This window comes from Streptomyces alfalfae (genome assembly GCF_004127445.1).
Classification (GTDB): Bacteria; Actinomycetota; Actinomycetes; order Streptomycetales; family Streptomycetaceae; genus Streptomyces; species Streptomyces alfalfae.
The window spans coordinates 406,915-419,897 of record NZ_QEXM01000025.1 but is presented as its reverse complement, the minus strand read 5'-3'; the positions used below and the strand labels follow the sequence as shown (position 1 = coordinate 419,897).

The following is a 12,983-nucleotide window of genomic DNA, read 5'->3' as shown; positions in this document are numbered from 1 at the left end:
CTTCCGTACAGCCGTACGATGGAGGGTGGTCCAGTGTCGCACATAGGAGGCAGATCGTGTCGGACGCTCTCAACGCGGAGAACCCGGAGAACCCGGAGGAGACCGAGGAAGAGCCGATCAAGCAGCGCAAGAACGGCTTGTACCCGGGCGTCTCCGACGAGCTCGCCGAGAACATGAAGTCCGGCTGGGCCGACACCGAGCTGTACGACCTGCGGCCGATCGCCCAGGCCGACAACACCGCGGCCCGCCGTGCCGCGCTCTCCGCGCGCTTCCCCGGCGAGCGTCTGGTCATCCCCGCGGGCAACCTCAAGACCCGCTCGAACGACACCGAGTACGCCTTCCGCGCCTCCGTCGAGTACGCCTACCTCACCGGCAACCAGACCGAGGACGGCGTCCTGGTCATGGAGCCGACCGCCGCGGGCCACGACGCGACGCTGTACCTGCTGCCGCGCTCCGACCGCGAGAACGGCGAGTTCTGGCTGAGCGGCCAGGGCGAGCTGTGGGTCGGCCGCCGCCACTCCCTCACCGAGGCCGAGAAGCTGTACGGCATCCCCGCCTCCGACGTCCGCGAGCTGGCCGGCGCGCTGCGCGAGGCCACCGGCCCCGTCCGCGTCGTCCGCGGTCACGACGCCGGCATCGAGGCCGCGCTGACCGACAAGGTCACCGCCGAGCGCGACGAGGAGCTGCGCGTCTTCCTCTCCGAGGCCCGCCTCGTCAAGGACGACTTCGAGATCGCCGAGCTGCAGAAGGCCGTCGACTCCACCGTCCGCGGCTTCGAGGACGTCGTGAAGGTCCTCGACAAGGCCGAGGCGACGAGCGAGCGCTACATCGAGGGCACGTTCTTCCTGCGCGCCCGCGTCGAGGGCAACGACATCGGCTACGGCTCGATCTGCGCCGCGGGCCCGCACGCCACCACCCTGCACTGGGTGCGCAACGACGGCGCCGTCCGCTCCGGCGAGCTGCTCCTGCTCGACGCCGGCGTCGAGACGCACACGTACTACACCGCGGACGTCACCCGCACGCTGCCGATCAACGGCCGCTTCGACGAGCTCCAGAAGAAGATCTACGACGCGGTGTACGAGGCCCAGGAGGCCGGCATCGCGGCGGTGAAGCCGGGCGGCAAGTTCCGCGACTTCCACGACGCCTCGCAGCGCGTGCTCGCCGAGAAGCTGGTGGAGTGGGGCCTCGTCGAGGGCCCGGTCGAGCGCGTCCTTGAGCTGGGCCTCCAGCGCCGCTGGACCCTGCACGGCACCGGCCACATGCTCGGCATGGACGTCCACGACTGCGCCGCCGCGCGCCAGGAGGCCTACGTCGACGGCACGCTGGAGCCGGGCATGTGCCTGACCGTCGAGCCGGGCCTGTACTTCCAGGCCGACGACCTGACCGTGCCGGAGGAGTACCGCGGCATCGGCGTCCGGATCGAGGACGACATCCTCGTGACCGAGGACGGCAACCGGAACCTCTCGGAGGCGCTGCCGCGCCGCTCGGACGAGGTCGAGGCGTGGATGGCACGGCTCAAGGGCTGAGCGGTCCGCGTGGTCCTCTGAGGCAGTGACGGCCGGGCTCCCGCGGTTTCCGCGGGGGCCCGGCCGTCGTCGTGGGCACGGACGCCGTCGCAGGCGCGGACGTCGTCGCAGGCGCGGACGTCGTCGCAGGCGCGGACGCCGTCGCAGGCGCGGACGTCTTCGTAGGCGCTGGTCTCAGTGGGCGGCCGTGCGCTCGTCCTCGCCCGCGGTCTTGGCGGTGCTCAGGGCGATGCGGTTCCAGGTGTTGATGGTGAGGATCAGGGCGATGAGGCGGGCCAGCTCCGCCTCGTCGAAGTGCCGGGCGGCCCGCGCGTAGACGTCGTCGGGGACGCCGTCACGGGCGACCAGCGTGACCGCCTCGGTCAGCGCGAGCGCCGCCTGCTCCTTCTCCGTGAAGAAGGTCCGCGCCTCGCGCCATACGCCGATCATGTGCAGCCGCGCCTCGTCCTCGCCGGCCTTGCGGGCGTCGGAGGTGTGCATGTGGAGGCAGTAGGCGCAGCCGTTGAGGAGCGAGGCGCGGATCTGGACCAGTTCGACCAGGGCCGGGTCGAGGCCGTCCCTGGCGGCGGCGTCGAAGCCGATGAGGGCCTTGAACGCCTTGGGGGCGGCCTTGGCGAAGTCGAGGCGAGGGGCGGCGGTCCGGCCGTCGGCGGCGGTCGTGTTGTTCGTCATGCCCATGAATCTAGGCGCCGGAAAGACCTTGGATAGGGTGCATTCCCATGGGGGAATCATGGGTCAATCTGGCGGAGCGCATCGGCAGTGACCTGCACCTGGAGCTGTCCGGAGCCGGCAGCCGCCGGGCCGTGCTGATCCGGGCGCTGCGGGACGCCGTGCGCGAGGGCAGGCTGGCCCCCGGGACCCGGCTGCCGCCCTACCGCTCGCTCGCCGCCGATCTCGGCCTCGCCAGGAACACGGTCGCCGACGCCTACGCTGAACTGGTCGCCGAGGGCTGGCTGACCGCGCGCCAGGGCTCGGGGACCCGCGTGGCCGAACGGGCGGCGCCGCCCCGGCGCACCCGGGTGCCGAAGCCCGCCCCCGCGAGGCCCGCGGCCCCCGCGCACGATCTGCGCCAGGGCCGCCCCGACCCCGGGTCCTTCCCGCGCACGGCCTGGCTCACCGCCGCGCGGCGGGCCCTCGCCGCCGCCCCCAACGAGGCCTTCGGCCCCGGCGACCCCCGCGGCCGGATCGAGCTGCGGCGGGCGCTCGCCGGCTATCTGGCCAGGGCACGCGGGGTGCGCGCCGACCCGGGGCGCGTCGTGGTCTGCTCCGGCTTCGCGCACGCGCTGCGGTTGCTGTTCGCGGGCACGGACGGCGCGGGCGGCGCGGTGCTGCGCGGCCCCCTCGCCGTGGAGTCGTACGGGCTCGGCTTCCACCGGGAGATCCTGCGGGGCGCGGGCGTGCGGACGGTTCCGCTGGGCCTCGACGAACAGGGCGCCCGGGTGGAGGAGTTGCCGGTCGCGGGGCGTGGCGGACGGGTCCGCGGGGCGCTGCTCACCCCCGCGCACCAGTTCCCCACCGGCGGCCCGCTGCACCCGTCGAGGCGGGCCGCGGTCGTGGACTGGGCCCGCGCGGGCGGCGGACTGCTCCTGGAGGACGACTACGACGGGGAGTTCCGCTACGACCGCGAACCCGTCGGCGCCGTGCAGGGTCTCGACCCCGAACAGGTGGTCTACCTCGGCTCGGTGAGCAAGAGCCTGTCGCCCGCCGTGCGCCTCGGCTGGATGGTGCTCCCGGAGCGGCTCGTCGAGGGCGTGGTCGCCTCCAAGGGGGAGCGGGAGGCGTGGGCGAGCGTCCTCGACCAGCTCACGCTCGCCGAGTTCATCGCCTCCGGGCAGTACGACCGGCACATCCGCCGGATGCGGCAGCGCTACCGGCGCCGCCGTGACCTGCTCGTCTCCGCCCTCGCCGAACGGGCCCCGCACATCACCGCCACCGGGGTCGCGGCCGGGCTGCACGCGGTGCTGCGGCTGCCGCCGGGGACGGAGGCCTCCGCGGCCAAGGCGGCGGCCTGGCAGGGCGTCGCGGTCGAGGGCCTCGCGGAGTTCCGCCATCCGCGGGCCACGATGGCGGCGGCCGACGGCCTGGTGGTGGGGTACTCGACGCCCGCCGAACACGCGTACGGGGCAGCGGTCGACGCGCTGGTACGGGCGTTGCCGCCGGGGCCGTAGGGAAGGGGCGGGGTGGGGTCAGGCCGTCACCAGGGGCGTGTCCTCACGCCACTTGAGGATCTTGTCGAAGCTGATCACCGCTCCCCTGCCGGGTCTGTTGCCGCAGTGGACGTGGTCGGCCAGTTCCCTGATCAGGCACAGCCCCCGGCCGTGCTCATCGGTGTGCGCGGCCGTCTGCCGTGCCGGCGTGGCCGCCGTCCTGCCCCGCGACGCCTTCGGGAAGCCGGGGCCGGAGTCGGCCACCTCGATGCGGCACTTCTCGCCGTCCAGATAGGCCGTGACGCGGTACGCGCCCGCCGTGCTCCCGGGCGCGGCGGCGCCCCCGTGCTCCACGGCGTTGGCGCACGCCTCGGTGAGGGCGAGCGACAGGTCGAAGGAGACGTCCGGGTCCACGCCCGCGGTCTCCATCGTGCCGATCAACAGGCGGCGGGCGAGCGGAACGCTCGCAGCCTCGCGCCGCAAATGGAGAGACCACCAGATGCTCATGCTCCAGCCTCCTGGCTGCGGCTCGACATACCGATACGTATTGCCGCGAGTGAACACGAATAAGCACCGTGTGCACGTGATGCCGCCCATACGGCGGACGCGCGCACGGGCCCTTTCCTGTTAGCTGGACGGAACCGGACCTTCCGGACCTGCCGTGTGCGCGGAGTGGGCCCAGTGCGATGATGGCCCCGCCATGACTGCCCCCCACCAGCACCAGCCGCGTGACGGAGTCGATCTCCGGCTGCTCAGGGCCGCGATGTTCGCCGCGGTCTGCGTCGTTCTGTCCGCCGGGGGCCATGTGCTCGCTTCCTGCATCGCCGTCCCGCTGTGGACGCTCGGCGCGGGCTTCGCCGCCGTCCTCGCCGTGGCGCTGCCGCTCGCCGGGCGGGCGCGCTCGCTGCCCGGCATCGCCGCGCTGCTCGCGGTGGGACAGCTCGGGCTGCACGCCCTGTTCGGGCTCGGTCAGCACGGCACGGCCGGCGTCCAGAACGGTGACGCCTCCCTGGTGGAGCGGGCCGCGCGCCTGGTCTGTGGGGCGGGCGCGGCGACGATCACTCCCGCGCAGGCCCACCGCATCCTCACCACGGCGGGGCTCGGCCCCGACGGCGGCGGAGCGGGGCACTCCGCCACGCATCAGCACGGGCAGTCGGCCGCCTCGGCCGCGGACACCGCGCTGGACTCCATGCCGGCGGGATCGATGGGCGCCGAGGCGCTCCTGCCGTCGTTGCCCATGCTCGTCGCCCACCTCCTCGCCGCCCTCGCCGCCGGCTGGCTGCTGCGGCGCGGCGACCTCGCCCTGCTCCGGCTCGTGCGGCTCGCGCACGGGGCCCAGGGGGTCGCGGAAGGGGCGCTCGTACGTTCCCTGCGCTCGGCCCTGACCCTCGTACGCGCGCTGCGGGCCGGGCTGCCCGGAGCCGCCGAGACAGCCGGGCCGCCGGTGCCGCGGACCGCCCTGCGGTCACCGCGGAAGCCGCGCACGGTCGCGCTGAAGGACGCCGTGATCAGGCGCGGCCCGCCGGCCCGCGCCCTCGACGTCGAACTCGCCGCCTGACGCGACGCACTCCACCCATGGGTTCCCACTCATCGGTGCGGAGGGGCCGCCCCGGCGGCACGCACGCGCGCGTGCAGATCACGTGGCCGCGCGCATTCCCCCGTACCGACTCGTACGACCCGTAGTGACTCGTACCGAGTGCCGGACGCCGCTCGCCACGTACGGATGAGCGCGTACCGGTCACCGCTCACGAAAGTGGAGTGTTCCTCATGAAGATGTCCCGCATCGCCGCCGCAGGCACCGTCGCCGCCTCCGCCGTTCTCGTCCTGTCCGCGCCCGCGTTCGCGCACGTGAGCGTCTCGCCGGAGGGCACCGCCGCCAAGGGCGGCTACGCGACCGTGAACTTCAAGGTGCCGAACGAGATGGACGACGCCTCGACCAACAAGCTCGAGGTCTCCTTCCCGGCCGACCACCCGCTCGCCTCCGTGATGACGCAGCCCGTCGCCGGCTGGACCGCGAAGGTCACCAAGTCCAAGCTCGACAAGCCGCTGGAGATCCACGGCGAGAAGATCGACGAGGCCGTCACCAAGGTCACCTGGACCGCCGACGGCAAGGGCGGGATCGAGCCCGGCACCTTCCAGAAGTTCCCCGTCTCCATGGGCCAGCTGCCCGAGGACGCCGACGAACTGGTCTTCAAGGCCGTCCAGACGTACGACAACAAGGAAGTCGTCCGCTGGATCGAGCCGCAGCAGAAGGGCCAGGAGGAGCCGGAGCACCCCGCTCCCGTCCTGCCGCTGACCGCCGCCTCCGACGACCACCACGGCGGCGCGGCCGACGACACCGAGGCGGACGCCGAGGACGGCAAGAACGAGAACGCCGCCGCGGACGCGGAGTCCTCGGACAGCAGCGACACCACCGCCCGCGTCCTCGGCATCGTCGGCATCGTCGTCGGCGCCGCGGGCGTCGCGTTCGGCGTCCTCGCGGGCCGCCGCCGCGTCAACGGCTGAGCCATCGGTCGAGCCACCCCTCGGGGTGTGCCGGGGGCGGCGCCACGCCGCCCCCGGCACACCCCGGCCCCCTCACATCTGGGACATTTTCGTATGCGCACCAAGAGTTTGAAGACTTCGAGGAAGACGCTCGCCGCGGCCGCCCTGCTGGCCGCGGCCGCGTTCACGCTGACCGCCTGCGGCAGCGGTGACGACGGCGGCAAGGAACCGGTGGCCGAGGTCTCCACCGAGGCCGACTCGGGCAAGGCGGCGACCGTGCTCGACAAGCCGTTCGAGAAGCCGGACCTGGTCCTGAAGGACACGCACGGCAAGAAGTACGACCTGCGCGAGGAGACCAAGGGCAGGCCCACGCTGGTCTACTTCGGCTACACCCACTGCCCCGACGTGTGCCCGCTGACGATGAACAACATCGCGGTCGCCAAGAAGGCCCTGCCCAAGGCCGACCAGGACAAGCTCAAGGTCGTCTTCGTCACCACCGACCCCGAGCGGGACACCTCCGCCGAGCTCGGCAAGTGGCTGAAGGGCGTGGACGCCGACTTCACCGGTCTGACCGGCGACTTCGCCACCATCCAGGCGGGCGCCCGCCAGCTCGGCATCAGCATCGAGCCGTCCAAGAAGGACAAGAACGGCAAGATCGTCTCGATGCACGGCACGCAGGTCATCGCCTTCTCGCCGAAGACCGACGGGGGCTACGTCCTCTACAGCGAGTCGGCCACCGCCGCCGACTACACCAAGGACCTCCCGAAGCTCCTCAAGGGAGAGACCCCGTGAGCCACCGCACCACCGGCCGCGGCCGCGCGCTCGCGGGCGGCGCCCTGGCGCTGGCCGCCACGCTCGCCCTCGCGGGCTGCGAGGGCTCGGGACCCGGCGCCGACGAGGCCGCGAAGAAGCCGGACCTCAAGGTCACCGGGGCCTACATCCCCGAGCCGACCATGGACGACATGGCGGCCGGGTTCCTCACGGTCACCAACAAGGGCGGCGCCGCCGACACCCTCACCTCCGCCACCAGCGACGTCGCGGGCTCCGTCACGCTGCACAGCACCAAGGGCGGTGCCATGAAGGAGGAGAAGTCCTTCGGCGTACCGGCCGGCGGCGAACTGAGGTTCGTGAGCGGCGGCAACCACCTGATGCTCGAAAAGCTGAAGCGCAAGCCGAAGCGGGGCGAGAAGGTGGCCATGACGCTGCACTTCCGGACGTCGGACCCGATCACGATCGAGGTGCCGGTCAAGGAAGCCACGTACAGCCCCGGTGAGGACGGCGGCGCCGACGCCTCGCACGACACCCACATGTCGCACGCGTCGCACGCCCCGGGCGCGTCGATCACCCCGGGCACCCCCGGCACGTCGAACACGCCGCACATGTCGCACAAGTCGCACTGAGGGACGGACGGACTGTTGATGGAGACCATCGCTCCCCGCTCCAGGGGCAACGCCGCCCTCTGGCGGCTCGTGCTCGTGCTCATCGCCGCGACCGGCGCCTTCCTCGCCGGTGCCGCGCCGGTCGCCGCGCACGCCGCGCTGACCGGCAGCGACCCGAAGCAGGGAGCGGTGGTCGACAAGGCCCCCGCCCAGGTGAAGCTGACCTTCTCCGAGAAGGTGGCCATGTCGGACGGCTCGGTACGGGTGCTCGACCCGGCCGGCAAGCGCGTCGACACCGAGAAGACCACCGACCTGGGCGCCAACACCTACGGCGTGAAGCTGCGCCCGGGGCTGCCCGACGGCACCTTCACCGTCGCCTACCAAGTGGTGTCCGCCGACAGCCATCCCGTCGCCGGCGCCTTCACGTTCTCCATCGGCGCGCCGTCGGACACCAAGGCGACCCTGCCCGACCAGGAGGCGGGCGGCGGCCTCGTCGGCGTGCTCTACGACATCGCGCGCTACTTCTCCTACGCCGGGTTCATCCTGGTCGTCGGCGGCGCCGCCTTCGTGCTCGGCTGCTGGCCGCGCGGCGCCGGCGTGCGTCCCGTGCAGCGGCTCGTGACGTACGGCTGGGTCACGCTCACCGCCTCCACGCTCGCGCTGCTCCTGCTGCGCGCCCCGTACACCGGTTCGGGAAAGCTCGCCGACATCTTCGACATGGGCGCTCTCGGTGACGTCCTGAACACCAAGACCGGCGCGGCCCTGGTCTCCCGGCTGCTGCTGCTCGCCGCCGCCGCGCTGTTCATCGCGGTGCTCTTCGGGGCGTACGTGAAGCGTGAGGGGCCCGAGGACGCTGCCGAGAAGAAGGACCTCACCTTCGGGCTCGCCATCGGCGGCACGGTCGTCGCCATCGGGATCGCGGCGACCTGGGCCATGGCGGAGCACGCCTCGACCGGCATCCAGGCGGGCGTCGCGATGCCCGTCGACGTCCTGCACCTGCTGGCCGTCGCCGCCTGGCTCGGCGGGCTCGCGGCCCTGGTCGTGGCGTTGTACCGCACCTCTTCGGTGGAGGCCTCGGCCGTGCGGCGGTTCTCGCGCGTGGCGTTCACGAGCGTCGTCGTGCTCGCCGCGACCGGGCTCTACCAGTCGTGGCGTCAGGTCGGCTCGTGGTCGGCGCTGACCGGCACGCGGTACGGGCAGCTCCTCCTCGTCAAGGTCGGCCTGGTCGTCGTCCTGGTGGGCGTCGCGGCGATCTCGCGGCGCTGGACGGGGCGCGTCGTCGCCGAGGCGGCCGGTGACGGGGCGGCGGGTTCGGCGGGTTCGGGGGGCTCTCGGTCGGCTGTCACGGTTGCTGCGGGTGCTTCTGGGGCCGCTGGTTCTGGAGCTGCGGGTCCGGGGGGTTCAGGTTCGGGGGGTCCGGGTGCCTCTGGGGCTGCGGGTGCCTCTGGGGCTGCGGGCTCCGAGGGCTCGGGCGGCTCCGAGGGCTCGGGCGGCTCCGGGGACCCGGGGGGCTCCGCTGGTTCTGCGGGCTCCGAGGGGACGGACGGCTCCGGCGAGCGCGCCGCCCAGCTCGCGCGGCAGCGGGCCGCCATGGCCACCGCTCGCGAGAAGCGCGTGCGCGACGCCGATCCGCACCGCACCGGCCTGCGCCGATCGGTGCTCACCGAGGCGGGCGTCGCCGTCGCCCTGCTGGCCGTCACGACCGTCCTGACGACCACCGAGCCGGGCCGTACCGAGGAAGAGGCCGCCAAGGCCACCTCCGCGGCGGCGGCACAGCGCTCGGGCCCACTCGTCATCAAGGTGCCGTTCGACACGGGCGCCAAGGACGGCAAGGGCACCGTGCGGCTCGACCTCGACCCGGGCCGCACCGGCGGCAACGACCTCCACGTCTATGTGAAGCGGCCCAACGGCAGCGCCTTCGACGTCCCCGAGGTGAAGGTCTCCTTCACCCTCAAGGCGAAGGACGTGGGCCCGCTGCCCGTGGCCCCGGACCGCATCGCCACCGGACACTGGACCGCGAGCGGCGTGCAGATCCCGATGGCGGGCGACTGGGAGATCAAGGTGACGGTACGGACCTCCGACATCGACCAGGTCACGGTCGACAAGAACGCGCAGATCGGCTGAACGGAAACACCATGGCGGACAACGGGTCCACATCGGATACGGGTACGAGCGGGACGACGGGGACGAACAGGACGACGGGGACGACGGGGGTTACGGGCACGAGCGCGGCCAAAGGCACTAGTGGGGCCAAGGGCACCAGTGGGGCTGCGGGCACCGGCGGGTCCCGGGGGGCCGGGAAGGCCACGGCTACCGGCGGGGCCGCAGCCACCGGCGAGGCCGCCGGCCCCGGCCGGTTCTCCAGGCGGCGGCTGCTCGGCACGGCCGGCGCGACCGGTCTCGCGCTCGGCGCGGCGGGCGGCGGCATCGTCGGCTACGCGGCGGCGCCCTCCTCCGGGGCGTCCTCCGCCCCGGCGGGATCGGGCGCCGAACTGGTCTCGCTCGGCGCGGACCGGGTGATGTTTCACGGGAAACATCAGCCCGGCATCACCACGCCCATGCAGTCCCGCGGCCACCTCGTCGCCTTCGACCTGAAGGCAGGCGCGGGCCGCAAGGAGGCGGCGGCGCTGCTGCGCCGCTGGTCGCAGACGGCCGAGCGGCTGATGGCCGGCGAGCCGGTCGACGACGACACGGCGGTGGCACGGGACGCGGGCCCGTCCTCGCTCTCGGTCACCTTCGGCTTCGGCGCCTCCTTCTTCGCCCGTACGGGTCTGGAGAAGCAACGCCCGGCCGCCCTGGAACCGCTGCCCGACTTCTCCTCGGACCACCTCGACAAGGCGCGCAGCAACGGCGACCTGTGGGTGCAGATCGGCGCGAACGACCCGCTGGTGGCGTTCAACGCGCTGCGTGCGCTCCAGCGGGAGGCCACCGGTGTGGCGCGCGTGCGCTGGCAGATGAACGGCTTCAACCGTTCGCCGGGAGCCACCGCGCACCCGATGACGACCCGCAACCTCATGGGCCAGGTCGACGGCACGAACAACCCGAAGCCCTCCGAGAAGGACTTCGACGAGCGGATCTTCGTGCCCGCCGACGGTGACCCCGCCTGGATGGCGGGTGGCTCCTACGTCGTCGTACGCCGTATCCGGATGCTGCTCGACGACTGGGAGAAGCTCGGCCTGAAGGCACAGGAGGCGGTCATCGGGCGGAAGAAGTCGGACGGTTCACCGCTGACCGGCGGCACGGAGACGACCGAGCCGCAGCTGGAGAAGACGGGTCCCGACGGCAAAGTGGTCATTCCCGTCAACGCGCACGCCCGCATCACCCGGCCGGATCAGAACGGCGGCGCCGCGATGCTCCGCCGCCCGTTCTCCTACCACGACGGCTTCGACTCCCACGGCGAGCCGGACGCGGGGCTGCTCTTCGTCTGCTGGCAGGCGGACCCCCTGCGCGGTTTCGTCCCGGTGCAGCGCAAGCTCGACCGGGGCGACGCGCTCTCGGAGTTCATCCGCCACGAGGCGAGCGGCCTCTACGCGGTGCCGGGCGGCGCGGCCGAGGGCGAGTACGTGGGACAGCGACTGCTGGAGGCGTGACCCCGGCGCCTTCGGGGGGCGCAGCCGGACGGTCCCGATGTGCGGGCCGGACAGAATCCCGATGTGCGGACGGACGGTACGGCCGTGCGGTCCGGCCGCACGCACGGTACGGCCGCACGGTACGCCGCGCGGTCCGGCCGTGCGGCCTGGTCACACGAGGGCCGGGGGGCCGGTCCGTGAGACGCGTGAGCCGTGCCACGTACGGCGCATTAGGGTGACGGCATGTCGGCGATGCGCTACACCTATCTCGGCCCCGAAGGCACCTTCACCGAGGCCGCTCTCCGTACGCTGCCGGAGGCGGCCACCCGGGAACTCGTCCCGATGGTGTCCGTGCCCGCCGCGTTGGACGCGGTCCGCAGCGGTGAGGCGGCGGCGGCGCTCGTGCCCATCGAGAACTCGGTCGAGGGCGGCGTCACGACCACCGTCGACGAACTCGCCAAGGGCGAACCGTTGATGATCTACCGCGAGGTGGTCCTGCCGATCACCTTCGCGCTGCTGGTGCGCCCCGGCACCCAGCTGACGGACATCAAGACGGTGACCGGCCACCCGGTGGCCCAGCCCCAGGTGCGCAACTGGCTCGCCGCCCATCTGCCGGACGCCCTGTGGGAGTCCGCGGCCTCGAACGCGGACGGTGCGCGCCTGGTCCAGGAGGGCCGCTTCGACGCCGCCTTCGCCGGGAAGTTCGCCGCGGCGACGTACGGCCTCGAACCGCTGGTCAGCGAGATCCACGACGCGGCGAACGCCGCCACCCGCTTCGTCCTCGCGGGCCGCCCCGCCCGTCCGGCCGCGCCGACGGGCGCGGACAAGACCTCGGTGGTCATCTGGCTGGGCGACGACCACCCCGGCGCCCTGCTCGAACTGCTCCAGGAGTTCGCCGTACGGGGCGTCAACCTGATGCGGATCGAGTCCCGTCCGACGGGTCAGGGCATCGGCAACTACTGCTTCTCGGTGGACGCCGAGGGCCACATCACCGACCGCCGCGTCGGCGAGGCGCTGATGGGCCTCAAGCGCATCTGCCCCCAGGTGCGCTTCCTCGGTTCGTATCCGCGGGCCGGGATGACGTCGGCGGACGTACGGCAACTGCGGCCCGGGACATCGGACGCCGAGTTCGTGGCGGCGTCCGACTGGTTGACGCGCTGCCAGGACGGCCGTTTCTAGCCACGGCCCGGCCATCCGTCCGGCCACCGCTGGCCGCCGTCGCCCCGTCGGCGGCTTGCGCAGCGTCCCTGACGCCATTCCTACCTGCAGATTTACGTTGTCCACAAAAGTTATCCACAGGCGCGCATCTCGACCTGGGGACAAGTCGACAACGAGGTGCGACATGGTCGACAAATCGGCCCACAGGCCTCAAGTCCGTCCCCGGCCCCGCAGGTCACCCCTCGTCCACCCTTTTCCCTTGATCACCTCTTTGGGGCGAACCTTTTCCACTCGAAAGTGGGTGAGGGGGTGGTTTGGGAAGGGATTCCTTCGTCGCACTTGCGGCTTTCGGAATGACCTCTTCCGGCATCCACAGATCTTTCGCACAGCCTGTGGATAACTCTTGCGAGTCACCCATTCCTGTGGACAACCAGAACGGACGGAGGCCCCAAGTCCCGCTTCTGGCACGGGGTTCGAGTCAAGGCGGCGCAAGCGTTCTGCCCCATTTCAGGGAGGGCGCCCCTTTTATTGACCCCGCCCGGGCAATGCGCGCACGACCTCGCGGGAGGAAGCTTTTCGGCCTCCTCTTCCCGCCCCTTGACCGGCTTTCGGATCGGCCCCAGCCTCTTCGATCTTGGCATTCACATCCGGCAAAACGGTCATAACGCGCGGGCGGGGATATGGAGTCGTGGGCCCGAACCACGCGACGGTAGCCTTGAG

At 72.3% G+C, this 12,983-nt stretch carries 11 protein-coding genes; 9 read left to right on the top strand and 2 right to left on the bottom strand.

Annotated elements, in window-relative coordinates:
- Positions 1-56: 56 nt before the first annotated feature.
- Entirely contained in the window at positions 57-1,526 is a 1,470-nt protein-coding gene (locus tag DCW30_RS11420) for an aminopeptidase P family protein (protein WP_076685384.1), read from the top strand.
- Between the two features lie 174 nt (positions 1,527-1,700).
- On the opposite strand, the gene DCW30_RS11410 is transcribed toward DCW30_RS11420, so the two are convergent.
- Positions 1,701-2,198 carry a carboxymuconolactone decarboxylase family protein gene (locus DCW30_RS11410; protein WP_076689094.1) on the bottom strand — a complete coding sequence of 166 codons (498 nt, stop codon included), beginning with the start codon at positions 2,196-2,198 and terminating at the stop codon, positions 1,701-1,703.
- Between the two features lie 47 nt (positions 2,199-2,245).
- Here DCW30_RS11410 and pdxR point away from each other — a divergent pair, with 47 nt between their 5' ends.
- Complete coding sequence (gene pdxR, locus DCW30_RS11405; protein ID WP_076685383.1) at positions 2,246-3,694, top strand: MocR-like pyridoxine biosynthesis transcription factor PdxR; 1,449 nt, start codon at positions 2,246-2,248, stop codon at positions 3,692-3,694.
- A gap of 18 nt (positions 3,695-3,712) precedes the next feature.
- Here pdxR and DCW30_RS11400 read toward each other — a convergent pair whose 3' ends face one another.
- Positions 3,713-4,180 (bottom strand): ATP-binding protein, encoded by a 468-nt coding sequence (locus DCW30_RS11400; protein WP_062771328.1) that lies wholly within the window; start codon positions 4,178-4,180, stop codon positions 3,713-3,715.
- A 193-nt stretch (positions 4,181-4,373) separates the two neighbouring features.
- On the opposite strand from DCW30_RS11400, the gene DCW30_RS11395 reads away from it, so the two are divergent.
- The 7 genes from DCW30_RS11395 (at position 4,374) to pheA (ending at position 12,284) form a co-directional block, all read left to right on the top strand.
- On the top strand, positions 4,374-5,231 hold the full coding sequence (locus tag DCW30_RS11395; protein WP_076685382.1) for a hypothetical protein: 858 nt from the start codon (positions 4,374-4,376) through the stop codon (positions 5,229-5,231).
- A gap of 209 nt (positions 5,232-5,440) precedes the next feature.
- Complete coding sequence (locus DCW30_RS11390) at positions 5,441-6,178, top strand: YcnI family copper-binding membrane protein (protein ID WP_076689092.1); 738 nt, start codon at positions 5,441-5,443, stop codon at positions 6,176-6,178.
- A gap of 93 nt (positions 6,179-6,271) precedes the next feature.
- Complete coding sequence (locus tag DCW30_RS11385) at positions 6,272-6,949, top strand: SCO family protein (RefSeq protein WP_076685381.1); 678 nt, start codon at positions 6,272-6,274, stop codon at positions 6,947-6,949.
- Positions 6,946-7,557, top strand: a complete 612-nt coding sequence (locus DCW30_RS11380) for a copper chaperone PCu(A)C (RefSeq protein WP_076685380.1) — start codon at positions 6,946-6,948, stop codon at positions 7,555-7,557. Before DCW30_RS11385 ends, DCW30_RS11380 begins: the two co-directional genes overlap by 4 nt.
- 18 nt (positions 7,558-7,575) lie before the next feature.
- Positions 7,576-9,660, top strand: coding sequence for a copper resistance CopC/CopD family protein (locus DCW30_RS11375; protein ID WP_076685379.1), 2,085 nt, complete (start codon positions 7,576-7,578; stop codon positions 9,658-9,660).
- A gap of 11 nt (positions 9,661-9,671) precedes the next feature.
- On the top strand, positions 9,672-11,126 hold the full coding sequence (efeB, locus tag DCW30_RS11370) for an iron uptake transporter deferrochelatase/peroxidase subunit (protein ID WP_103557454.1): 1,455 nt from the start codon (positions 9,672-9,674) through the stop codon (positions 11,124-11,126).
- 222 nt (positions 11,127-11,348) lie between these two features.
- Entirely contained in the window at positions 11,349-12,284 is a 936-nt protein-coding gene (gene pheA, locus DCW30_RS11365) for a prephenate dehydratase (protein WP_062771332.1), read from the top strand.
- The last annotated feature ends 699 nt before the right edge of the window (positions 12,285-12,983 follow it).